19 protein-coding genes are annotated in these 23,089 nt (G+C 70.9%); 5 read left to right on the top strand and 14 right to left on the bottom strand.

Annotated features, from left to right (window positions below):
• Nucleotides 1–102: 102 nt before the first annotated feature.
• The 3 genes from ACOZ35_RS15805 to ACOZ35_RS15815 all read left to right on the top strand — a co-directional run bounded on the left by ACOZ35_RS15805 (nucleotide 103) and on the right by ACOZ35_RS15815 (nucleotide 4,361).
• Nucleotides 103–939: a sulfite exporter TauE/SafE family protein gene (locus ACOZ35_RS15805; protein ID WP_424014455.1), complete on the top strand. Its 837-nt coding sequence runs from the start codon at nucleotides 103–105 to the stop codon at nucleotides 937–939.
• A 1-nt stretch (nucleotide 940) separates the two neighbouring features.
• Nucleotides 941–3,457: a heavy metal translocating P-type ATPase gene (locus ACOZ35_RS15810; RefSeq protein WP_424014456.1), complete on the top strand. Its 2,517-nt coding sequence runs from the start codon at nucleotides 941–943 to the stop codon at nucleotides 3,455–3,457.
• 118 nt (nucleotides 3,458–3,575) lie between these two features.
• Complete coding sequence (locus ACOZ35_RS15815; RefSeq protein WP_424016086.1) at nucleotides 3,576–4,361, top strand: aldo/keto reductase; 786 nt, start codon at nucleotides 3,576–3,578, stop codon at nucleotides 4,359–4,361.
• 18 nt (nucleotides 4,362–4,379) lie between these two features.
• Here the strand turns inward: ACOZ35_RS15815 and ACOZ35_RS15820 are convergent, their stop codons facing one another.
• Together ACOZ35_RS15820 and ACOZ35_RS15825 are read right to left on the bottom strand one after the other, a co-directional pair.
• Entirely contained in the window at nucleotides 4,380–5,846 is a 1,467-nt protein-coding gene (locus ACOZ35_RS15820; RefSeq protein ID WP_424014457.1) for a PAS domain-containing sensor histidine kinase, read from the bottom strand.
• 93 nt (nucleotides 5,847–5,939) lie between these two features.
• Complete coding sequence (locus ACOZ35_RS15825) at nucleotides 5,940–7,745, bottom strand: S9 family peptidase (RefSeq protein WP_424014458.1); 1,806 nt, start codon at nucleotides 7,743–7,745, stop codon at nucleotides 5,940–5,942.
• Nucleotides 7,746–7,862: 117 nt separating this feature from the next.
• Between ACOZ35_RS15825 and ACOZ35_RS15830 the strand changes: the two genes are divergently transcribed.
• Nucleotides 7,863–8,912, top strand: coding sequence for a glycosyltransferase (locus ACOZ35_RS15830; protein WP_424014459.1), 1,050 nt, complete (start codon nucleotides 7,863–7,865; stop codon nucleotides 8,910–8,912).
• A 55-nt stretch (nucleotides 8,913–8,967) separates the two neighbouring features.
• Here ACOZ35_RS15830 and ACOZ35_RS15835 read toward each other — a convergent pair whose 3' ends face one another.
• The 6 genes from ACOZ35_RS15835 to ACOZ35_RS15860 all read right to left on the bottom strand — a co-directional run bounded on the left by ACOZ35_RS15835 (nucleotide 8,968) and on the right by ACOZ35_RS15860 (nucleotide 16,225).
• Nucleotides 8,968–9,600, bottom strand: coding sequence for a halocyanin domain-containing protein (locus ACOZ35_RS15835; protein WP_424014460.1), 633 nt, complete (start codon nucleotides 9,598–9,600; stop codon nucleotides 8,968–8,970).
• A gap of 466 nt (nucleotides 9,601–10,066) precedes the next feature.
• A complete protein-coding gene (gene mfnA / locus ACOZ35_RS15840) occupies nucleotides 10,067–11,140 on the bottom strand; it encodes a tyrosine decarboxylase MfnA (RefSeq protein WP_424014461.1) in 1,074 nt (357 codons plus the stop codon).
• Nucleotides 11,141–11,256: 116 nt separating this feature from the next.
• The gene (ppsA, locus tag ACOZ35_RS15845; protein ID WP_424014462.1) at nucleotides 11,257–13,614 is read right to left on the bottom strand and encodes a phosphoenolpyruvate synthase; all 2,358 of its coding nucleotides are present in this window, start codon (nucleotides 13,612–13,614) and stop codon (nucleotides 11,257–11,259) included.
• 388 nt (nucleotides 13,615–14,002) lie between these two features.
• Nucleotides 14,003–14,632: a hypothetical protein gene (locus ACOZ35_RS15850; protein ID WP_424014463.1), complete on the bottom strand. Its 630-nt coding sequence runs from the start codon at nucleotides 14,630–14,632 to the stop codon at nucleotides 14,003–14,005.
• Between the two features lie 136 nt (nucleotides 14,633–14,768).
• Nucleotides 14,769–15,461, bottom strand: coding sequence for a hypothetical protein (locus tag ACOZ35_RS15855; RefSeq protein WP_424014464.1), 693 nt, complete (start codon nucleotides 15,459–15,461; stop codon nucleotides 14,769–14,771).
• Entirely contained in the window at nucleotides 15,458–16,225 is a 768-nt protein-coding gene (locus ACOZ35_RS15860; protein WP_211553480.1) for an AAA family ATPase, read from the bottom strand. Before ACOZ35_RS15860 ends, ACOZ35_RS15855 begins: the two co-directional genes overlap by 4 nt.
• A gap of 669 nt (nucleotides 16,226–16,894) precedes the next feature.
• Here ACOZ35_RS15860 and ACOZ35_RS15865 point away from each other — a divergent pair.
• A complete protein-coding gene (locus ACOZ35_RS15865) occupies nucleotides 16,895–18,169 on the top strand; it encodes an MBL fold metallo-hydrolase (RefSeq protein ID WP_424014465.1) in 1,275 nt (424 codons plus the stop codon).
• A gap of 34 nt (nucleotides 18,170–18,203) precedes the next feature.
• On the opposite strand, the gene ACOZ35_RS15870 is transcribed toward ACOZ35_RS15865, so the two are convergent.
• From ACOZ35_RS15870 to ACOZ35_RS15895, 6 genes are all read right to left on the bottom strand, one after another.
• A complete protein-coding gene (locus ACOZ35_RS15870) occupies nucleotides 18,204–18,500 on the bottom strand; it encodes a hypothetical protein (protein WP_424014466.1) in 297 nt (98 codons plus the stop codon).
• An 80-nt stretch (nucleotides 18,501–18,580) separates the two neighbouring features.
• The gene (locus tag ACOZ35_RS15875) at nucleotides 18,581–18,853 is read right to left on the bottom strand and encodes a DUF7385 family protein (RefSeq protein WP_004596496.1); all 273 of its coding nucleotides are present in this window, start codon (nucleotides 18,851–18,853) and stop codon (nucleotides 18,581–18,583) included.
• 88 nt (nucleotides 18,854–18,941) lie between these two features.
• Nucleotides 18,942–19,823: an endonuclease V gene (locus ACOZ35_RS15880; RefSeq protein ID WP_424014467.1), complete on the bottom strand. Its 882-nt coding sequence runs from the start codon at nucleotides 19,821–19,823 to the stop codon at nucleotides 18,942–18,944.
• Nucleotides 19,823–20,809, bottom strand: a complete 987-nt coding sequence (locus tag ACOZ35_RS15885) for a rhomboid family intramembrane serine protease (RefSeq protein ID WP_424014468.1) — start codon at nucleotides 20,807–20,809, stop codon at nucleotides 19,823–19,825. The genes ACOZ35_RS15880 and ACOZ35_RS15885 overlap by 1 nt, the downstream gene beginning before the upstream one ends.
• A gap of 493 nt (nucleotides 20,810–21,302) precedes the next feature.
• A complete protein-coding gene (locus tag ACOZ35_RS15890; protein ID WP_424014469.1) occupies nucleotides 21,303–22,010 on the bottom strand; it encodes a type I 3-dehydroquinate dehydratase in 708 nt (235 codons plus the stop codon).
• Between the two features lie 97 nt (nucleotides 22,011–22,107).
• A complete protein-coding gene (locus tag ACOZ35_RS15895) occupies nucleotides 22,108–23,082 on the bottom strand; it encodes a transcription initiation factor IIB (protein WP_092921068.1) in 975 nt (324 codons plus the stop codon).
• Nucleotides 23,083–23,089 lie beyond the last annotated feature (7 nt).

Genomic DNA, 23,089 nt, shown 5'->3' on the forward strand with positions numbered 1-23,089 from the left:
GGCCCGTCTCGACGCCGCCCGACGCACCGCGGCCCGCACCGCTGGTTTCGGCCGCCGAAACCCGTTTCCGCTCGCGCCCCGAACGGTCGGTGACTGATCGATATGGCCCTCTCGCCGCTCCTCGGTACCGACGTGCTGCTGTTCGCCGCCATCGGGCTGCTCGGCGGCGCCCACTGCATCGGCATGTGCGGCCCGCTCGTCACCGTCTACGCGAGTCGGATGGACGCCGATGGCGGCCGAACCGACGGCGGCGGGGCGGGCGCCGCGGGCACCGCCGGCGGGGCGACCGGCCGCGAGGGACACCTGACCACCTACGAGGTCCGCCAGCACGCGCTGTTCAACCTCGGGCGCGCGGCGAGCTACGCGACCATCGGGACTCTCCTCGGCGCGCTCGGCGGAGCCGTCCTCGTCACCACCGCGACCCTGACGGGCGCCGCGACGGCGGTCCGCGGCGGGGTCGGCCTCCTCGTGGGCGCGGCCGTGATCCTCGTCGGCGTCCGGTACCTCCTCGGCGGGGCGACCGGCGGGGTCCACCTCCCCGGGCTCGAACGCGTCACCGGGTGGCTCACGGGCCACGTCGACCGGCTTGCGAACGGTCCAGGAATCGTCGCGCTCGGCGCGGTCCACGGGCTGCTCCCCTGTCCGATCCTCTACCCGGCGTACCTGTACGCGTTCGCCAGCGGCTCGGCGGTCGCGGGCGGCGTCGCGCTGGGCGCGCTCGGGCTCGGGACGATCCCCGCCGTCTTCGCGTACGGGACGCTGATCGAGAGCGTCGACCCCGTCCACCGCCGCCGGATCCACCGGCTGCTGGGCGTCGCGTTCGTCGCGCTCGGCTACGTCCTGTTCGCCCACGGGCTGATGTCCGTCGGGATTCACGTGCCGCACCCGCGGCTCCCGTTCTGGAACCCGCTCGACGCCGGGATGATGGGGGGGATGTGAGATGAGCGGGGGCACCGACGCCTGTACCCTCTGTGAGCTCCCGACCGAGGGCGTCGACGTCACCGACGACGAGGGGAACCGGTTCTGCTGTACCGGCTGCCGCGACGTGTACGGCGCGCTCGGCGACGCGAACGTCGACGCCGACGCGGTCCGCGAGCGCCGGCAGGCGGGCGAGGACGCCGAGGGCGACGATGCGGACGACGGCGACCGCGACGTGCCCGACGGCCACGAGGCGACGTACCTGGAGGTCGACGGGATGCACTGCGCGACCTGCGAGGCGTTCATCGAGACGGTGGCGACCGACGCCGACGGCGTCAGCGGCGCGAGCGCGAGCTACGTCACGGACACGGTGCGGATCGACCGCGACCCGGACGCCGTCTCGATCGACGACCTCACCGAGACGGTGAGCGGGCTGGGGTACAGCGCGTACGCCCGCGACGACGCCTTCTCGCGCCGGCAGGCGAGCAACATGGCGACGGCGCGGCTCGCAGCGGGCGTCCTCGTCGGGATGGCCGTCATGCTGCAGTACATCGTCCTCATCTACCCGACGTACTTCGCGTTCCCCTTCTACGACCAGCGGACCCTCGACTACCTCAACGAGGCGATGGCCTCGACCTCCGGCACGTACTTCTTCATCGTCATCGGCGTGTTGACCACCATCGTCCTCTTTTTCACCGGGAAGCCAATCCTCCGGGGCGCGTACGTCAGCGCGAAGACGCGCTCGCCGAACATGGACCTGCTCGTCGCGATCGCGGCGATGAGCGCGTACCTCTACAGCACGCTCGCCGTGATCTTCGTCGAGTCGCCCTCCATCTACTACGACGTGACCGTTGCGATCATCGTCATCGTCACCGTCGGGAACCACTACGAGGACTCGGTGAAGGACCGCGCGACGGAGCTGCTCTCCGAGGTCACCGCGGTCCAGGTCGACGACGCGCGGCGGTTGACCCCCGACGGCGACGCCGAGTCCGTCGACGTCGAGGCGCTCGAACCAGGCGACCGGCTCCTCGTGCGCGCCGGCGAGCGGGTCCCGGTCGACGGCGAGGCGGTCGACGGCGACGCCGCGGTCGACGAGTCGGTCGTCACCGGCGAGTCGCTCCCGGTCCGGAAGGTCGCCGGCGACGCGGTCGTCGGCGGCTCCGTCGTGACCGACGGCTCGCTCACGGTCGCGGTCGGCCCGGACGCGACCTCCAGCCTCGACCGCGTCGCGGAGCTGGTGTACGACCTCCAGAGCGGGAACCACGGCGTCCAGAAGCTCGCCGACCGGCTCGCCACGGTGTTCGTCCCGGCCGTCCTCGTCATCGCGATCGTCGCGGCCGGCGCGTCGCTCGCGCTCGGCGGCGCGCCGACGGACGCGATGCTCGTCGGGCTGACGGTGCTGATCGTCTCGTGTCCGTGCGCGCTCGGGCTGGCGACGCCGCTCGCGGTCGCCGCGGGGATCCGCGACGCCCTCGAACGCAACATCGTCGTCTTCGACGACACCGTCTTCGAGCGGATCCGCGACGCCGACACGGTCGTCTTCGACAAGACGGGGACGCTGACGACCGGCGAGATGCGGCTGCTCGACCGCCGAGTCGACGACGACCTGCTCCGGCTCGCGGCCGCCCTCGAATCGCGGTCCGCGCACCCGGTGGGACAGGCGATCGCCGCGGCGCGGTCCGCGGCGGACGCGGTCGACGCCGCCCCCGGCGAGGCCGGTGACGACGGCGCGACGCCGGCGGTCGCCGACGGCGGTGCGGAAGCCGTCGATGCCGCCGGCGAGGGAGGCGACGCTCCCGCCGTCGAGTCCTTCGAGAGCCACGCCCGCGGCGTCTCCGGCGTCGTCGACGGCGTCGAGGTCGTCGTCGGCCACCCCGACCTCTTCGACGAGCGCGGCTGGACCGTCCCCGAGGAGATCCGCGAGGCGGTCGCCGACGCGCGCGACGTGGGCCGCGTCCCGGTCGCGGTCGGCCGCGACGGCGCCGCCGAGGGGTTCGTCGTGGTCGGCGACGAGCTGCGCGAGGGGTGGGAGGAGACGGTGACGGCGCTCGACGATTCGGGCGTCGAGGTGATCGTGCTCACCGGCGACGACGAGCGCGCGGCGACGGTGTTCGCCGAGCACGACGCGGTCTCGTCGGTGTTCGCCGGCGTCCCGCCGGAGGGGAAGGCCGAGGCGGTCGGGCGGCTGAAGGAGCGCGGCGTCACCGTGATGGTCGGCGACGGCACGAACGACGCGCCGGCGCTCGCCGCCGCGGACCTCGGGATCGCGCTCGGCGGCGGCACCGCGATGGCGGCCGACGCCGCCGACGTGGCGATCGTCGACGACGATCTGGGCTCCGTGGCGACCGTCTTCGAACTCGCGCGGGCGGCGGGCCGGCGCGTGAAGGGCAACATCGGCTGGGCGTTCTGCTACAACGCGGTCGCCATCCCGCTCGCGGCGACCGGCCTGCTCAACCCGCTGTTCGCCGCCGTCGCGATGGGCGCGTCGAGCCTGCTCGTGGTGACGAACTCCTCGCGGGCGCTGCTCTCCGAGGAGTGAGGCGGCCGGCGCGAAGCGGCCGCACCCGCCCCGACCGCAAGCGACTTTCGGCTCACGCGAGTAGAGAGGGGTGATGACAGACCAACAGCAGCAGCCCGCGGTACCGACCCGCAACGGGATGCCCGTGCTCGGGCTCGGCACGTGGGAGAACGACGACCCCGCGCAGTGTACCGAGTCGGTCGCGAACGCGCTCGACGCCGGCTACCGCCACGTCGACACCGCCCAGATATACGGCAACGAGGCGGCCGTCGGCGAGGGGATCGCCCAGAGCGACGTCGACCGCGAGGACATTTTCCTCGCCTCGAAGGTGTGGATCGACAACCTCGCGCCCGCCGACGTAGCCTCGTCGACCCGCGAGAGCCTCGACAAGCTCGGCGTCGACGCGGTCGACCTCATGTACGTCCACTGGCCGGCCGGGGAGTACGAGCCGGAGGAGACGCTGCCGGCGTTTGCCGAGCTGCGCGACGACGGCCTGATCGACCGGATCGGCGTCTCCAACTTCGAGCCGGAACACCTCGACGCCGCGACGGACGCGCTCGGCGAGGCGCCGTTCGCGAACCAGGTCGAGATGCACCCGCTGCTCCGCCAGGAGGAGCTCCGCGAGTACGCCGACGCCAACGACGTCGAGCTCGTCGCCTACTCGCCGCTCGCCCGCGGCGAGATCCTCGACGACCCGGACATCGTCGACATCGCCGAGAAGCACGGCGTCAGCGCCGCGCAGGTGAGCCTCGCGTGGCTCCGCGAGTCCGGCGTCACCGCCATCCCGAAGGCGACCGGGATCGACCACATCCGCGACAACCTCGCGAGCGTCGACCTCGAGCTCGACGACGAGGACGTCGCGGCGATCGACTCGCTCGGCCGCACCGACCGCCAGCTCAACCCCGACTTCGGGCCGGACTGGTAGGCGCGCCGAACGCTCTCCTCACTCCGACGCGAGCGGCAGCGACACCGTGATCCGGTTGCCGCGGGCGTCGCCCTCTGCCGCGTCTCGGTCGGCGCGCTCGGCCTTCGCCGCGCCGCGATCGTCGTGCCCGTTCTCCGCTACGCCGGCGTCGACCGAGACGGTGCCGTTCGACAGCTCCACGCTCCAGTAGACGAGCCAGAAGCCGAGGCCGCTGCTGTGGTACACTCGGGTCATGTCGTGGTCGCCGGTGAGCACGTCGGCCTCGACGGCCGGGATCGCCGGGAGGTCGTCCTCGACGACGAGCTCGGCGCCGGCCTCCGTGCGGCGGAGGCGCACCCGCACCGTCTCCGTCCCGCCATCGCTGTGTTGGAACGGGTTCTCCAGCAGCTCGATCACCGCCGATCGGAGCTCGCAGCGCCCGTCGACCGCGACCGCGTCGAGGCCGTCGACCGTTATCGAGCCTTCCGGGAACCGGTCGCGAACGGTCTCGACGCACTCCTCGACCAGGCTCCGGAGGTCGATCTGGTCGGTCTCGCGGTGGTCGGTGATGAGCTCGATTATCTCCCGCTCCTTCTGTGCGGTCTCGAGGAGCCCCTCGCCGACCCGCCGGATCACCGCGGTGTGTTCGGCCGAGTTCGGCACGTCGGCTTCGAGCTCCTCAACGGTCCCGAGGACGACGTTGAGGTCGTTCCGCAGGTTGTGCCGCAGGAGGTTGTCCATCACGACCAGCTGGCGCTCGCGCCGTCGGCGGTCGGTGACGTCCTTGGTGAACCCCGTGATGCGAACGACCTCGCTGTCTCGAACGATCGGCTCCCTCTGGACCCACACCCACCGGTTGTAGTTCTCGCCGGCGTTCACCCGGTATTCGACGTCGACCGCCGTTCCCGCGGAGAGCTGTGCCATCGCCTCCTCGACGCCGGAGCGGTCGTCCGGGTGGATCGCCTCGATGAACGCCTCGGTGTCGCCGCGGAGCTCGTCGACCGACGCGCCGTAGATCTCCTCGTAGGCCGGGTTCACGAAGAGGAGCTCCGACCAGTCGGCGTTGAACATCCAGAGGACGTCGCTGGAGACCGCGGCGATCTCCTCGAGGTGTGAGGTCGCCTCCGCGCGCCGGCGCTCCGCCCGGACGCGGTCGCTGACGTCCCGGGAGCTGACGACGAACCCGTCGAGCGCGCCGTCGGTGAGGTTCGACATCCGGCTCTCCAGCCAGACCCACGACCCGTCCGCGGTCCGGTGTCGGTACTCCGCGGTGACCTCGGTGAACTCATCGGCCCGGATCGCCCGCTCGAAGGTGTCCCGCACGGCCGCCCGCTCGTCCGGGTGTATGTACTCGAAGGCGTTCGTCCCGACGAGCTCGTCGGGCTCGTAGCCCAAGATCCGCTCGACGGCCCCGTTGACGTAGGTGTAGGTCCCCCCCTCGTCCAACAGGGCGACCTTGTCCTGGGCCTGGTCGAGCAGCAACCCGAAGGGCTCAGACCGTTCCATCTCCTCGTATTAGCTCGCGTACGTGTATAACCATCACGGCCGCCCTGACCCGTCTGGATATCGCCGAACGACCTCTGCCAAAAATGTATATTTCTATACGTGTTCCGCGAGGAAGTCGACGATCTCGCGGTACGCCTCGATCCGGTTGTCGAGCTTCGCGAAGCCGTGCCCCTCGTCGTCGAAGATCAGCTTCCGGACCGGGACGCCCTGCTCGCGGGCCTCCTCGACGATCTGTTCGGCCTCGCCGACGGGCACCCGCGGGTCGTTCTCGCCGTGAAGGACGAAGAGGGGGGCCTCGATCCGCTCGATGTTGTTGATCGGCGAGACGGACTCGAGGAACTCGCGGTCCTCGTCGAGCGAGCCGTACTCGGCCTCGCGCAGCGAGCGCCGCCAGTCGCCGGTGTTCTCTAAGAACGTGACGAAGTTCGCGATGCCGACGATGTCGACGCCCGCGGCCCACAGCTCGGGGTACTCCGTCAGCGACGCGAGCACCATGAAGCCGCCGTAGGAGCCGCCCATCGCCACGACGCGGTCGGGGTCGACCTCGGGGTGGTCGTGGAGCCAGCCGACGGCCTCCCGGATATCTTTCACCGAGTCCATCCGGTTCTCCACGTCGTCGAGCCCGGAGTACGCCTTCCCGTACCCCGAGGAGCCGCGGACGTTGGGCTCGAAGACGGCGTAGCCGTTGTTCAGCAGGTACTGCGTGACGGAGGCAAAGGAGGGCCGCCGCTGCGACTCCGGTCCGCCGTGGATGTCGACGACGACGGGGTAGCCCGACTCCGGCGGCTCCGTCTCCGGCACGGAGAAGAACGCGGGTATCTCCCGCCCGTCGAAGGTCGGGTAGTGAACGAGTTCGCGCTCGACGAACGTGTCCGGCGGGACCCCCGCGGTCGAGGCGCGCGTCCAGCGCTCCGCCTCGCCCGTGGTCGCGTCGACCACGTAGACGTTCGCGTTGTGCGTGCTGCCCGTCGCCGTCACCGCGAACCGGTCGCCGTCGGGGCCGAAGCTCACGCCGCCCGCGACGCCGTCCGGGAGGTCCGGCGCCGGGAACTCGTCGATCCGGGCGGGCGCGACGAGCTCGCCGGCAGTGAGCTCGGTGTAGCCGTCGACGTTCCGGGAGTAGACGACCCGGCGGGAGTCCTCGTCGATGGCGACGCCGTCGACGTTCCACTCGCCGCCGTCAGCGACGACCTCGAACTCGTCGGTCTCTACATCGAGCCGCTCTAACCGGAGGGTGTCCGTGTCGCGGTCGGTGACGAGGTAGATCCCCTCGCCGTCGGGCCCCCACTCCGGGCCGGAGTACCGCACGTCCCCCTCGTGGGGCGTGTGATGGGTCAGCTCGCCGGTCGACAGGTCGAGGGTGTACACGTCGTGGTCGAACGAGGAGTGCGCCTCGTGGACGATCAGCCGGTCGTCGCTCGGCGACCAGCCGGCGACCGAGAGCCAGCCGTCGCCCTCGTAGACGAGTTCGGCGTCGTCGCCGGTCTCGTTGCGCCCCTGAACGTACACGTCGAAGACGGCCTCGTCGCGGCGGTTCGAGTCGAACGCGAACCGGTCGCCCGTCGAGTCCCACCCGCCCCACCGGTGTTTCGCCTCGGGCATGTCGGTGAGGTCCGTGATCTCTCCCGACTCGTAGTCGAGCCGGTACAGCTGCGCGCGCTCGTTGCCGCCCTCGTCCATGCCGAAGACGGCCTCGGAGCGCTCGGGCGAGGAGTCGACGAAGGAGACGGACTCCTCGAAGAAGGTGTGCTGTTCGGGCCACGACTCGGGCTCCCGGACCGACCACACCTGGCCCGTCCCGGTCGTGTCGAGCAGGAAGGACAGCCGGCCGTCGGGACCGAGGTCGGCGCCGCCCGCGTTCCGGACGTTGAGGTAGCGTTCGATGTCGTACTGTCGCATGCCAACCGGTTCCGCGCGTGCCGTGAAACCGTTTCGGGTGACGGAACCCCGGCGCGGCACGGTGTCTGACACCCGGATGCCGTGTCTTTTTACCGGCGCCCGCCGTGCGGTCGGCGTATGCGCGTCGCGTTCGTCTCGCTTTTCGCCCCCGGACACGGGGAGACCCCGGCGCGAACGCGAACCCTGCGGACCGCCCGCGCGCTCGCCGACCGCGGCCACGACGTGACCTGGCTCTGCGCGCAGTGGTGGGGCGGCGACCACGCAACCTTCGACGAGGACGGGGTCGAGTACCGGGCGGTCACCGTCGAGCCCGCGCCGGTCGCGTTCGCCGCGAAACTCCCGGCCGCGCTCCGGCGCGTCGGGCCCGACGTCGTCCACGCGGTCAACAGCCCGCCGACGCCCGCGCTCGCCGCCACGGTCGCCGGGTCGCTCTCCCGGGCGCCCGTCGTCGTCGACTGGTGGCGCGACCATCCGGCCGACGCCCGCCGCTGGTACCGGCCGCTCGCCCGGCGGGCGGACGCGGTCGCGACCCCCTCGCGGACCACGAAGACGCGCGTCCGCGAACACGGCGCCGACGGCGCCGACGTGCGCGTCCTCCCCGAGAGCATCGACTTCGACGCCGTCGAGGCCGCGGGCGTCGACGACCGGTTCGACGCGGTGTACTCGCGGCGGCTCGACCGCCACGCCAACGTCGAGACGTTCCTCCTCGGGCTCGCGGAGCTCCGCGGTCGCGACTGGACCGCCGCGGTGATCGGCGACGGCCCCGAGCGCGGCCGGATCGAGTCGACCGCGAGCGACCTTCGGATCGACGACCGGGTCGAGTTCCTCGGCGACATTCCGACCGAAGAGCGGCTTCCGATATTTAAAGGAACGCACGTCGCGGTCGCGACCGCGACGTGGGAGACGTTCGCGACCGACCTGCTGTGGGCGGTCGCCTGCGGCTGCGTCGCCCTCGTCGAGTACCAGGCGGACTCCAGCGCACACGAGCTCGTCGAGGGGCGCGAGCGCGGGCGGCTCGTGACGAGCCCGGCGGAGTTAGCCGACGAGTTCGTCGCGGTGGGCGACCTTGAACGCCGCGCGGTCGACCGCGAGTTCGCCTCGTTCGACCACGAGGCGGTCATCGACCGCTACGTGGCGCTGTACGAGGAGCTCGTCGACGGGGAGTGACCGGGGCTGCGCGGACGGGGGAATCCGAGAAGAGAGCGACCGGCGTCCGCTACGTCTACTCCTGCTGGGTGATCGTGCCGCCGTACTTCATGAAGACGAACGCCAGCCCCAGCGTGCTCACCATCGCGATGAACGTCGCGATGCCGAGCGCCCGGGCGGCGTCCGGGACGAACACCACGTTCGAGCCCCCGCCGCCGCCGGTCTCGACGGTGGCGACGTCCTCGCCGACGGCGATGCCGCCGTGCATGCCGACCGCGGTGTGGGGGACGCAGTGGTAGTGGGTGATCCCGGCGTCCTCGCCGGACGTCTCGTACTCGTATGTGGCCCCCTCCTCGCCGACGGGGTCGCCGCTGTCGAGGCTGGCCGGACCGCCGCCGTCGACCGTCTGGACGTTGTGCGAACCGCCCGCGCCGGTCCACTCCCAGGTGATCGTCGTCCCCTCGTCGACCCACACCAGCGTCGGGTCGAACGCGAGGCCCTGGTCGCCGGCGCCGACTGAGATGGTCACCGAGTCCTGGCCGCGGGCGTCGGTGTACGACCCGACGTTCCCTTCTGCCCCGCTCGGCCAGTCGGGTGCCACTTCCTGTGCAGCCGCCGTCCCCGCCGTCGCCGTCGCCGCGCCGGCGGCGGCCGCCGCACCGCCGGCCGTCCGCATGAACGCGCGCCGAGAGACGTCGTCCGAACTCATACAGCCCGGTTCGTGGTGACCCGTAGTGAATATGTTGATCCGAACGCGAGATCATGGGCCGCTCGGTGCCGGTGATTATTTATAAGCGGTTTGCGGCCCTGCGGCGGACTTCTCCGAATACCCGCCCGCTCGCTTATAAATGGCTGAGCACAAGACGACGAACACCTCCAAAGCCCCAGCCGTGAGACGGGCGCACGCTCGCTGTGCTCCTCGTCACTCGCTTCGCTCGTTCCTGCGGTGCTTGCGTCGCCTGCGCCCGCCTCCCGGCTGCCCCTTTGAGTCCCGCCCACAGCACCGCTCCGCACCCCACGCCTCCCCAGCCTCGTCGGCGGTCCTCCGCTTCGCTCCGGACCGCCGACTCCCTCGCGCGTGCGACTCGCGCCCTGCGGGCGCTCGTCGGCACGCGCCACCGCATCGTCTATTGATAAATGAGCGTCGCCACCGCGGTCGCGTATTTAAATAAGATCTACCGCCGAATCCCGTCGAGGTCGTCGAGGAACGCCCGCAGCGCCGAGCGCGTCACGTGCGGCATACACACCACGCGGAGCTCTCCCGTCCCGGTCCGCGACACCTTCCAGCCGGCGTCGCGGAGCGCGGCAAACTCGGATTCGGGCACGTCCGCCGCGACGAGCGGGAGTTCGGGGTCGACCACGTCGTACCCGCGGTCGACGAGCTCGTCGGCGAGCCACTCGGCGTTCTCGGCCGCGCGTTCCGCCGTCTCGCGGTAGCCGTCGGGCCACAGCGCGTCCATCGCCGCGGCGGCGCCCGCGACCCCGGCGCCGCTCCGGGTCCCGGTCAGCGTCGCCTGCGACCGGGATTCCAGGTACGGGGTCTCGACCGCGAGCGCGTCGAGCGCAGCGTCCTCGCTGGCGAGTAGGCCGCCCGCCGGGACGGGCGCCCGCCCGAACTTGTGGGGGTCGATCGTCAGCGTGTCGACCGGCGCGTCGGCGAACGACCACGCGTGGTCGGTGAACGGGAGGACGAACCCGCCCCACGCGGCGTCGACGTGGAACCGCGCCCCGACCTCGTCGGCGATCGCTGCCAGCTCGGGGATCGGGTCGACCCGGCCGTACTCCGTGCTGCCGGCGACGCCGACGACGAGCGCGGTCGCGTCGTCGACGGCGGCCGCGACGGCGTCGGTGTCAGCTCGATAGTCGTCGTCGAGGGGCACCGTCCGGAGTTCCACGTCGAGCAACGCCGCCGCCTTCGTGAACGAGAAGTGTGCGCTCTCGGGCGCGACAACGTTGAGATCGGTCCCTTCGTGCCGGTTCCGCGCCGACCGGACCGCCTGAACGTTCGCCTCGGTGCCGCCGGAGGTGACGTACCCGGCGGCGGACTCCGGATCCGGGTGGGCCGCGAGCGTCGCGAGCCCCTCGACCGCGCGCGCCTCGAGGTCCGCGACGGCCTCGTAGGTGGCGGGGTCGCCGGGGTTCGTCGCGAGGAAGCGCTCGGCGGCCGCGCGGGCCTCCGGGTGCGGCTCGGTGCACATCGAGGAGAGCACCCGATCGAACGACTGCGGCTCCGGTTCCGGCTGTCGCATCTGCCCCCCTGTTGCCGGGGGCGGCTCTTACCCGTTCCGCTCTGGGGTGCGTCCGGAGACCGACCGCGGGCGGCCTCAGCGGACCGAGTCGAGCAGCAGGCGCTGTTCGGGCGGCCTCAGCGGACCGAGTCGAGCAGCAGGCGCTGTTCGGTCCGCTTGACCTCGTGTTGGACGTCGCGGACCGCGTCGATGTTCGCGGAGATGGAGGAGACCCCCTTCTCGACGAGGAACTCGACCATCTCGGGCTTCGAGCCGGCCTGGCCGCAGATGCTGGTGTCGACGCCGAGCTCGCGGCACGTCTCGATCGTGTCGCCGATGAGCCGCAACACGGCCGGGTGGAGCTCGTCGAACCGGTCGGCGACGTGCTCGTTGTTGCGGTCGACCGCCAGCGTGTACTGCGTGAGGTCGTTGGTGCCGAAGGAGGCGAAGTCGATCCCCGCCTCCGCGAGCTCCTCGATCTGGAGCGCGCTGGCGGGCGTCTCGATCATCACGCCCCAGCGGTGGGTCTCGGGGTCGATTCCGGCCTCGCGCATGTGGCCCGTGATCCCCTCGACGTCGGCCGCGTCGTTGACGAGCGGGAACATCACCTCCAGGTTGTCGTACCCCATGTCGTAGAGCCGCGCGAACGCGGCCAGCTCCTGCCGGAACGGCTCCGGCTTGTCGAGGCTCCGGCGGATCCCGCGCCAGCCGAGCATCGGGTTGTGCTCGGCGGGCTCGCCCTCGCCGCCCTCCAGCTCGCGGAACTCGTCGGTCGGCGCGTCGATGGTGCGTACCCGGACCGGTCGGGGGTAGAACTCGTCGGCGACGCGGCGCACGCCCTCGATGAGCTCGTCCTGATACGCGCGGGCGCCGTGGTCGGCGATGTACTTCTCGGGCGTCTTCCCGAGCGACAGCACCATGTGCTCGATCCGGAGCAGGCCGACGCCGTCGGCCCCCGTCGCCGCGGCGCGCTCGGCCGCCTCCGGGATCGAGACGTTCACCTTCACCTCCGTCGCCGTCATCGGCTTGACGGGGGTCTCGGGGCGCGCGGCCTCCACCGGCTCGAACTCCTCGCCGGACTCGGCCGACTCCGACTCGCCCGCGCGGATCGTCCCCTTGTCGCCGTCGAGGGTCACCTGCTGGCCGTCCTCGAGGACGCGGGTCCCGTTGCCGGTGCCGACGACCGCGGGGACGCCGAGCTCGCGGGAGATGATCGCCGCGTGGCTCGTCATCCCACCTTCGTCGGTGACGATGCCGGCGGCGCGTTTCATCGCCGGAACCATGTCCGGCATCGTCATCTCCGTCACCATCACGTCGCCCTCCTGGACCTGATCGAGGTGGTCAAGCTTGTGGACGATCCGGACCGCGCCGGAGACGATCCCCGGGCTCGCGCCGAGCCCGTCGACGAGGACGTCCGCGTCGTCTCCGGCGGATCCGTCCCCGGCCGCGCCGGGCTGGCCCGACGCCGCGTCCCCAACGGCGGACTTCCGCGGGGTCTCGCCGCCGGTTCCGCCCGCGTCCGCACCGTCCTCCTCGCCCGCGTTCTCCTGAATCGTCGTGATCGGACGCGACTGGAGCATGTAGATCTCGCCGTCGTATATCGCCCACTCGACGTCCTGCGGAGACCCGTAGTGGTCCTCAACCAGCTCGCCGAGCTCGACGAGGTCGCCGATCTCCGCGTCCGAGAGCACCCGCTCGTGTCGGCGCTCCTCGTCGACGTCGAGCTGGACCGTCTCGCCGGTCTCCTCGTCTTTCACCATCTCCACCTTCTTGTCCGCGACGGTGACCTGGTCGACTTCGCCGCGCTCGCGGTCGTAGACGTAGTTGTCGGGGGAGACGGTGCCGGAGACGACCGCCTCGCCGAGCCCCCACGCGGCCTCGATGGTGACCTGCGGCTCGCCCGTCGAGGGGTGGCTGGTGAACATCACGCCGGACTTCTCGGCGTCGACCATCCGCTGGACGACGACCGCGATGTCGACGTCCTCGTGCGGGAACCCTCGCTGCTGTCGGTAGTAGATCGCGCGCTGGGTGAAAAGCGAGGCCCAGCACTCCTTCACGCGCCGGAGGAGGTCGTCCTCGCGGACGTTGAGGAACGTCTCCTGTTGGCCGGCGAACGACGAGTCGGGGAGGTCCTCGGCCGTGGCCGAGGAGCGCACCGCGACGAACGCCTCCTCGCCGTCCTCGGCCATCGCCCGGTACTGTTCGAGGATCTCCTCGCGCACCTCGTCGGGGAACGGCGTGTCGAGGATGAGTTCTTCCGCGCGCGCCTCGGCCTCGCGGAGCGCCGCGGAGTCTTCGGGGTCGACGTCGACCGCGTCGAACAGCTCGGCGTCGATCCCGGCCTCCTCGATGAAGGTGCGGTACGTGCCCGCGGTGACGGCGAACCCCGGCGGCACCGGGAGCCCCGCACCGATGAGTTCGCCGAGCGACGCGGCCTTTCCGCCGACGGTCCCGACGTCGTCGGCGTCGACGTCCTCCAGCAAGAGTACTGCCATTCGTGTACTCTGAGGATCCGCGAGGCGACCTATGAAGCTTCCGGCGGCCGAAACGCTGAATAAAAGATTACTCGCCGCCGAGTTGTGTTCGGTCGTGGCAGACGGCAATTCAACGAGGCGAAAGGGTACGAGCGGACGCGCGACGCCTCATTCGGGTCCGACGCCGTCGTGGAGGGGGTATCTGGTCGGGAACCCTGCGACCGCGAACGAAAACGAGGGCCGAAGGTCGGGGACAGCGAACCGAATCGCGGTTCGTACAACGCAGTAATGGAGGGGCCGGCCTATACTTATCTCCGGTTCCGCGATTAGGGCTCGTAACTTGTTACCGGAGTTGTAACACCGCGACTCGGTCGACTCGCACCGCGACTCGGTCGACCGTCGCCCCTGATCAGTCGCCGCCGAGCCGCCGCCGCTCGTCCCGGAGCAGCCGCTCCCAGAGCCCGAACAGGGCGCTGTCGAGGCCGTACGCCTCGTCGACCCGGCGGACCCAGCGATCGTCGGCGAACAGGTGGCGCTGGAACCGTCGGACCTCGGGCGAGAGGCGGTCGCGGTCGCCGCCGTAGTAGGACAGCGACTCCTCGCGGGTCCGCGCGACGAGGCCGTCGGGCACCTCGATACCGTCGGCGGCGGCGACGTGGTCGAACCACTCCAGGTGGAGCAGCGAGTCCGCGAGGAGGAACCGCTTGCGGAAGCCGGAGACCCGCGACAGCGCCGGGGCGCCGTCGATCCGGACGTCGGTCGGTCGCGAGAACCGCGGCGCTGTCGCGGTGACGGACGCGCGCTCGGCGACCGCGCCGGCGACCCGTCGCAGCCGCCAGTCGCCGTACCGGACCGGCGCGATCAGCGCGAGCTCGTACCAGGTCGGCAGCCACTCGCAGTACGGCTCCGAGAACGCGCCGTCCGCGAGCAGCGTCGCCGCGACCGAGCGCGCCTCGGCGGGCGTCAGCTCGTCGGGTGCCGTTCGGAGCCGCCGCGCGATCCGGTCGGCGTCGAGCTCGTCGACGCCGGCGAAGCCCATTCCCTCGGCCACCTCGGTCGTGTACGCGCGGCCGGCGGCGTACCAGGCCGCGAAGTCGGCGGGCGTCGTCAGGCGCAGGAGTTGGAGGACTGTGATACCGATCGGAGGGGCCGCGCCGAAATAACTGTTCGGTCGGTCAGCCGTCGACGGAGCCGCCGGCGTCGCCCTCGACCACGCCCTCGGCGTCGCTCTCGATCAAGCTGCCGGCGTCGCTCTCACCCGTCCCATCCGGATCGTCGAGCGCGTCGTCGAGCCCCCACTCGACGGCGCGGTCGCGGGCCTCCGACCGCGCCTGCTCGCGGATCGCGTCGATCCGCTCCTCGTCCGCGAGGAAGGCGGCGACGGCGTCGTCCTCGTCGGAAGCGTCCCGCAGGCGTTCCTCGGGCGCGGCTTCGCGAGTCCGCTCGGCGAGGGCGGCGTCGTCGGCCAGCTCGGTCGCGGCCGCGTCGGGCGCGACGCGCAGCGCCTCCTCCTCGTGGGCCGCGGCCAGCCCGCTCGCGTCGACGGCGTAGAGCTCGACGCGGTAGGGCCCGGGGACCGCCAGCTCCGCGAGCGCGTCCGGGCCGCCGCTGTCCGTCACGGTGTTGTACGCGAGCACGGGCACGCCGTCGTCGAAGGTGATCACGCCGCGGGCCTCGCCGGACAACAGCAGCGTCTCCTGGGGAACGAGCGTCGCGTAGCCGGTGAGCTCGCGGTCGAGCGCTCGCGAGAGCGTCGTCCCCACGTCCGAGACCACGCGCGAGCGCAGGAGCGTCCCCCGCGGGATGGTGAGCGTGGCCGGCTCCGAGCCGTCGCGCTCCGAGCCGTCGCTCTTCGAGCTCCCGCTCATGGCGTGTCAGGGACGACCGCGCTGCGGAACCGGTCGGCGACCGCGTCGCCGTCGCCGTCGCGCACGTCGAGCCGGTCGGCGGCCCGTCGGAAGCGCGCGGCGGCCTCGCTCTCCGGGGCGTGCGCGAGGAGGGGCTTCCCCGCTCGGCGCGCGGCCCGGACGTCGTCGCTCTCGGGGACGTTCGCGAGGACGGGGCCGCCGAAGTGGCGCTCCGCTTGCGCGGCAACGTCGTCGGCCTCGTCCCGGACCTTGTTGAACAGGACGCCGGCCGTCTCCGTGCCGTACGAGCGGGCGTACTCCTGGACTTTGAGTCCGTCCGAGAGCGCGGGGATGGTCGGCTCGACGACGACCACGACGCGGTCGGCGAGCACGACCGGCAGCACGGCGGACTTCGACCCCAGCGCGGCCGGCGAGTCGAGCAGGAGCACGTCGGTGTCGCGCGCGAGCTCGGCCACCACGTCGCGGAGCCGCTCGGGCTCCGCGGCCTCGAACCCGGCAAGGGAGGTGCCGCAGGGGACGACCGAGAGTCCGAAGCGCTCGTAGGTGGCCTCACTCACGTCCGTCGCGGTGCCCTCGACGAGCAGATCGTGGAGGGTGACCGCCGCGTCGTCGAGCCCGGCGTGAAAGAGGAGGTTCGCCATCCCGGTGTCGGCGTCCACGACCGTCACGTCGTGGTCGGCCGCGAGCGCCATCCCGAGCGCGAGCGTGCTCGTCGTCTTCCCCGTGCCGCCCTTCCCGCTGGCGACCGCGAACGCCTCGACCATACGCCCGCTCACCCGGCGGTCCGAATAAAAGCTATTCATCGCGGTCGCGGTGATTCCCACCTGCTGCCGATCGCGGTGGCGCGTGCGTGCGAGCGGCCGCCCTCGGCGGCCGCGAGGAGCCCGCGCGAGGGAGTCAGTCGCCCGAAGCGGAGCGAGGGCGACTGACGAGGCTGGGGAGGCGTGAGGTGCTGTGCGGAGCGTTCCCGCGAGCGAAGCGAGCGGGAGCACGGAAGTCGCAGCCCGCGCAGCGAACGCAGTGAGCGAGCAGGACCGTCTTCCGGCGGTGCGGGGTGGGACTCAAAGGGGCAGCCGTGAGGCGGGCGCAGGCGACGCAAGCACCGCAGGGAGCGAGCAGCGCGAGCGACTGAGGAGCGCAGCGAGCGTGCGCCCGCCTCACGGCTGGGGCTTTGGAGGCGTTCTCCGCCGTTCAACAGTCAGTCATTTATAAGCGAGCGGCTGGGACTTTGGAGGCGTTCTCCGCCGTTCAACAGTCAGTCACTTATAACCGAGCGGCTGGGGCTTTGGCGGTGTTCGCCGCCGATCTACCATTAGTCATTTATAAGTGAGCGGCTGGGGCGTAGGAAACGTTCACCCCTGATTTGCCGCCGGAGATTCCTTCGTACTTCTCGTCCACCGAGAGCTTTTGATCCAGCGGACCGAATCACGATCATGGTCGAGACCATTTCCGCCGACGAGTTCCGCGACAGGATCGACGCGCGTCGGCGCGGCGACCGTTCGTTCGTCGTCGTCGACACGCGACCCGAAGAGAGCTTCGAGGGGTGGCGCGTGGCGGACGCGGTCCACTACTTCTACAAGCCGTTCCACGAGTTCGACGTCGACGACTTCGAGCGCGAGAACGGTCTCTCGTCCGACGATAACGTGATAACCCTGTGCGCGAAGGGGAAGGCCTCGGAGGACTTCGCCGCCGAACTCGACGCGGCGGGGTACGAGGACGTGACGGTCGTCGCCGACGGGATGCGCGGGTGGTCGGGCGTTTATGACCGAACTTCCGTCCCCCTCCCCGACACGCCCGATTCCGCGCCGCCGCTCGACATTGTCCAGGTCCAGCGCCGCGCAAAGGGGTGTCTGGGATACCTCGTAGTCGGCGGACGCGAGCCGGGCGACGCGGATCACGTCGTTGCTGATTCCGACGGCTCCAACCGCGTTGCCGTCGCTATCGATGTCTCCAGACACGGCGAGGAGTGGGTCAAGGCGGCCGCCGAGCACGACGCGTCGATCGCGGCGGTCCTCGACACGCACGTCCACGCGGACCACCTCTCGGGGGGCCGGGCGCTCGCGGACGAGCTCGGGGTGCCGTACTACCTGCCCGCCGCGGCCGCCGAGCGCGACGTGGCGCACGCCTTCGAGCCGATCGGGCGCAACGAGACGCTCGACGTCGGCGGCGTCGGCCTGAAGGCGCTCGCGACGCCCGGCCACACCGATGACGGCGCGAGCTACCTCGTCGGCGACGCGGCGGTCCTCACGGGCGACACGCTCTTCACCGACAGCGTCGGGCGGACGGAGCTCCAGTTCTCGGCGGGCGGCGACGAAAACGAGTCAGAGACGGGCGCCGCGGGCGCCGCTCGCCGGCTGTACGACTCGCTCCACGGGACGCTCCTCGCGCAGCCGGACGGCGTCGTCGTCTGCCCCGGCCACTTCGCGGTCGCGAACGACGGGACGACCGGCGACGTCGTCCCGGGCGAACCCGTCTTCACGACGGTCGGAGCGGCGCGCCGCGAAATTGAGGTGCTCGCCCTCGACGCGGACGAGTTCGTCGACCGTATCACCCGGACGCTCCCGGAGAAGCCGCCGAACTACGAGTCGGTGATCGCGGCCAACCGCGGGGTCGAGTCGCCGCCGGACGAGACCGCGGCGATCGAGCTCGAACTCGGCCCGAATCGCTGTGCGGCCGAGCCCGACACCGGGTCCGCTGCGGACGACTGAAGCCGATCCGCACCACTGAGCAGCCGATAGCGGGCTATCGGTCGTCCGGTCGGTCGTCTCCACCGGTCGCGTTGTCTCGATCGGCCGCGTCGTCTCGGTCGGCTTCCAACTCCGCCACGCGCTCGCGGAGATCACCCCGGTCCCGGGCGAGCGAGTTGACGGTCGCTTCGAGGTCGGCGATACGGCTCGTGAGATCGAGGTACGCGTAGCCGGCGAACAAGCCGACGACGAGGCCGATGACCCCGCCGATGAGGAACCCGATGAGCGTCGTGACCGACATGAAGAGCGCATCGGCGATATCCTCGGCGCTGATGGGGAGGGCGAACGGCATACGCCCGCTGGTACGTGATTCCTGAAAAGGGTTCTCACCGTTCTGTCCGACTCGCTACCGCCTGACTCGCCGCCCCCGACTCACTCGTCGTGGATGAAGACGAGCCGCTTCGACTCCGTGTTGACGAGACAGAGGTCGATCCCGTCGCGGGTCGCGCCGATCTGCTGCCAGCCGTGGTCGCTGACGAACAGCGTCTGGAAGACGCCGCGGTCGCAGTCGGGGTTCGGACAGCCGACGCCCGCCGCGTTCTTGTAGACGGTCGTCCCGCCGCCTGAACTCTGTCGCACCAACCCGTCGGTCAGCGACCGGAACTCCTCGGCGGACATCGGACTCTCCGCGTCGTCGTCTCCCATGCGTTCGCGTTCGGAGTCGATCGTATAAAAATCGCCTGTCCGTGGCAACTGGTGACATGAATTCGGCGCCGGGCTCGTCGCTGTTCCCTTACTCCGCGTCCCGCTTCACCGTATCGGCGTACGCGTCCGCCAGCCGCGTCGGCTCCGGGAGCTTGTACCCCGCGCAGAGCGCTTCGACGAACTCGACCGCGCTCTCCGCCGACACGCGGTGGCCGGGGCTGACGTACAGCGGGTTCACTCGCTTGCTGTTCGGGTACTGGCGCGACTGGAACGCGTGGCCGATCACCGTCCCCGGCTCGGCGGTCGTCACCGCGTCGTCGGCGCGGATCGGCGTCCACCAGCCCTCGGAGCGCTCCGCGGTCGACTCGTCGGGCTCGCCACAGAGGAGGTTCTTTGCGACGCCGACGCTCGGGGTGTCGCGGAGGACGCCGACGTGGGTCGCGAGCCCCGCCTCGCGGAAGTGGATCCGACCGGAGCCGTCGCAGACCAGCAGGTCGGGGTCGGCGTCGAGCGCGTCGAGCGCGGCGAGTATTGGCTCGCCCTCCCGGAACGCGAGCAGGCCGGGAATGTAGGGGATCGACAGCGGCGTCGTCGCGCTCGCGTACTCGATTACGGTCCCGCCGCGGAGCGCGACCGCGGCCGAGACGGCGGCGTCGGGGCGGTCGCCGTCGCGGTCGGTGAGGAACGCCTGGTCGACGCCGACGACAGTGGGGGCGTCGGGATCGCTCTCCGGACCCCCTGCGTCCTCCGACTCCACGCCCGCGCCGGTCCCCAACCGCTCCTGCGCCCCGTCGCGCGCCGGCGGGAGCCCGTCCGCGAGCGAGGCGGCCTCGTCGACCGCGATCGCGGCCGGGTCGAGCCCGTGGTCGTCCGCGAACGTCGCGGCCGCCGCGATGTCGCGCTGGAGGGCCTCCATCTCGTCGTGCGACAGCGACGGATCCGGCCGGAGGTCGGGTCGCGCGAGGTCCATCAGCGTCGCCGACCGGGTCCACCGGGGCCACCCGGTCCGCGCGGGCCGCGGGCGCCGCCCATCGAGACGCCGCCCATGCCGCCCGCGGAGCGCGCGAGCCCCTCGTTGCGCTTGCCGAAGGCGAGGCCGATGGCGAAGCCGATCAGGTGCGCGAGGTGCGCGATGCCGCCGGCGCTGCCGGCGCCGCCGGCTTGGAGGCTCTGGACAACGAGGACCGCCGAGATGAGCGCGATCCCCCACGTGAGGTACTTGATCTTCATCGGGATGACGAAGAAGAGAAGGACCTGCATGTTCGGCCGCCAGACGGTGAGAACGCCGAGGATCGCGAAGCCGGCGCCGCTGGCGCCGAGGACGCCCGTCGGGGGCGCGCCGGTCGCGATCGCGAACAGAACGTGGCCGAGGCCGGCGATGATCCCCGAGAGGAGGAAGAACCCGACGAACCGCTTCGACCCAACCGCGCGCTCGACGAGGGGGCCGAAGAACAGGATGACGACGCTGTTGCCGATGATGTGGTACAGCACTCCCGGCGAGTGCGAGAACACCGACGTCACCCAGGTCCACACGTTGAGGAGCTCGTTCGACTGAAGCACAAACAGCGTGTTGTGAAGGGACTGCCCGCCGAAGTACAGTACCGCCAACTGCGCGACGAACGTCACCCACATCGCCAACAGCAGGGCGTACGTCGCGTTGTTGCGGAAGTATCCTAGAATGCCGCCGGTGCCGGTTTCGCGGTCGATCCGACGCTTGACGCGGCCGACGACCCCCGCGGAGGCGCCGCCGGTGCGGCCACCACCGTCCGCGCCGCCTCCGCCCTCGACGCTCTCGTCGAAGCCGCTGTCGAAGACGCCGCCGGGGTCGTCCCACTCGGCGAGGCCCGGGCAGTCGTGGTTCTCGGGTAGTCGGTGCTCGGCACAGAACGTCTGGCCGCACCGCTTACACTGGTACGGGAGGTTCTCGTACTCCCCGCACACGTCGCACGTCGCCATTGCCGGCACTTACGGGGGCGGTCGTAAAGCGGTTTGGCTCTCTACGTGGTTTGTCGTGAGGCGGTCGGCGGTCTCGGTGATTGTTTATAAATAGTGTTTGGTGGTATCGCGGCGAACACCGCCAAAGCCCCAGCCGATTGCTTATAAATGGTTAACTGCGGATCGACGGCGAACACCTCCAAAGCCCCAGCCGGGAGGCGGGCGCACGCTCGCTGCGCTCCTCAGTCGCTCGTTCCACTCGCTCCTTGCGGTGCTTGCTTCGCCTGCGCCCGCCTCCCGGCTGCCCCTTTGAGTCCCACCCCGCACAGCACCGCCCCGCGCCTCACACCTCCCCAGCCTCGTCGCTGGCACCCTTCGCTTCGCTCCGGGAGCCAGCGACTCCCTCGCGCGTGCTCCTCGCGGCCGCCTTCGGCGGCCACTCGGAGGCACGCGCCACCGCACAGTATTTACTTATAAATAGTCGCCGCAGTCGCGATCAATTACTTACAAACAATCACTCGCCTGCGTCACCTTCTCGCAGCCCGTCAACGAGCTCTCTAAGCGTCGCGAGCGGGTACTGTCCGGGCGCGGTCGCCTCCGCGGGGTCGACGGGCGCGTAGCCGATCTTCGAGCCGTAGACCGGGGTGACCGCGCGGGTGTGTCGTCCCGGCTCACCCATACACATCGTCGCGACGCGGTGACCCGCGGCGGTCGCCTCGTGGGTCGCCTCGATCATCGCGAGCGCGTCGGCCGGCGCGGTCGCGGTCGTCGCCAGCTTCCCCACGTCGCCCTCGCTCGCGGCGTCCGCGAGGAGGTCGACGAGCGCGGCCGGCTCCGGGGTGGACTCGAAGTCGTGGACGGACGCGACCACCTTGACCCCGGCCTCGCGGGCCGCGTTGCGCAGCGCGGTCGCGTGCGACTCCTCGCCCGGGTCCGGGCGCGTCCCGCGCAGCGCAGCGAGCTCGATGTCGACGGCGGCCACCGCGTCGTTACCGATCGCCGTCGAGAGCGCGTCGTACCGCCCCAGCCCCTCGGCCTCGCCGCCCTCCCACGACGCCCGGTTCGTGACGAGCAGCGGGAGCTCGCCGTCGTAGCCCGCCAGTTGGTCGAGCGGGGAGTTTGCGAGGTCCATCCGGAACTCCACCGCGTCGGCGTCCTCGCGGGCGCGCGGCTCCTCCGTGAGGTCGGCCGTGCTCGCGGCGAGAACGAACTCCTCGAACATACGCGGCGGTTCCGTCGCCGGGGTCTTAGCTGGTCGGGTTAGCGCGGACCGTGAGGTCGAAACGAGTCAGCGAAACGAGCGGCGAAAAGCGCGCGGCTTACGCGACGAGGCCGTCCTCGGCCTCTAACAGCTCGTGGTAGCGGTTCCGGATGGTGACTTCAGAGATGTCGGCGACCTCGCTCACGGCGGCCTGCGTCGTCTTCTCGTTGGTGAGGAGCGCGGCGGCGTAGACGGCGGCCGCGGCGAGGCCCACCGGCGACTTGCCCGAGTGGACGCCCTTCTCCTTCGCGTTGCGGAGGAGGCTCTTCGCGCGCATCTCGGACTCCTCGGAGAGCTCTAGGTCGGAAGCGAACCGGGGGACGTACTGCTCGGGGTCGGCCGGCTTCACTTCGAGCTTCAGCTCGCGGACGACGTAGCGGTACGTCCGCGCGATCTCGGCCTTCTCGACGCGGGAGACGTCGGCGATCTCGTCGAGCGAGCGGGGGACGCCGGCCATCCGGGCGGCGGCGTACACGCAGGAGGTCGAGACGCCCTCGATGGAGCGGCCGGGGAGGAGGTCCTCGTCGAGCGCGCGGCGGTAGATGACGGAGGCTGTCTCGCGGACGTTGTCCGGGAGGCCTTGGGCGCTGGCCATCCGGTCGATCTCGCCGAGCGCCTGCTTCAGGTTGCGTTCCTTGGAGTCGCGAGTGCGGAACCGCTCGTTCCACTTGCGGAGGCGCTGCATCTTCTGGCGCTGGCGCGCGCCGAGCGACCGGCCGTACGCGTCCTTGTCGCGCCAGTCGATGTTCGTCGAGAGCCCCTTGTCGTGCATCGTGTTGGTCGTCGGGGCGCCGACACGGCTCTTCTCGTCCTTCTCGCGGGAGTCGAACGCGCGCCACTCCGGCCCGCGGTCGACCGAGTCTGCCTCGACGACGAGCCCGCAGTCGCTGCAGACCGTCTCCCCGTGTTCCTCGTCGTTGATGACGTGGCCCCCGCACTCCGGGCAGCTGAGCGTCTCGTCGGTGCTCTCCGATTCCTCCTCGTTCGTCTCCGTTCGGGAGCGACTCCCCCGTTTGTGTAGTCGTTCACTCATAGCTCGG

This window comes from Halorubrum xinjiangense (genome assembly GCF_049604745.1).
Classification (GTDB): Archaea; Halobacteriota; Halobacteria; order Halobacteriales; family Haloferacaceae; genus Halorubrum; species Halorubrum xinjiangense_A.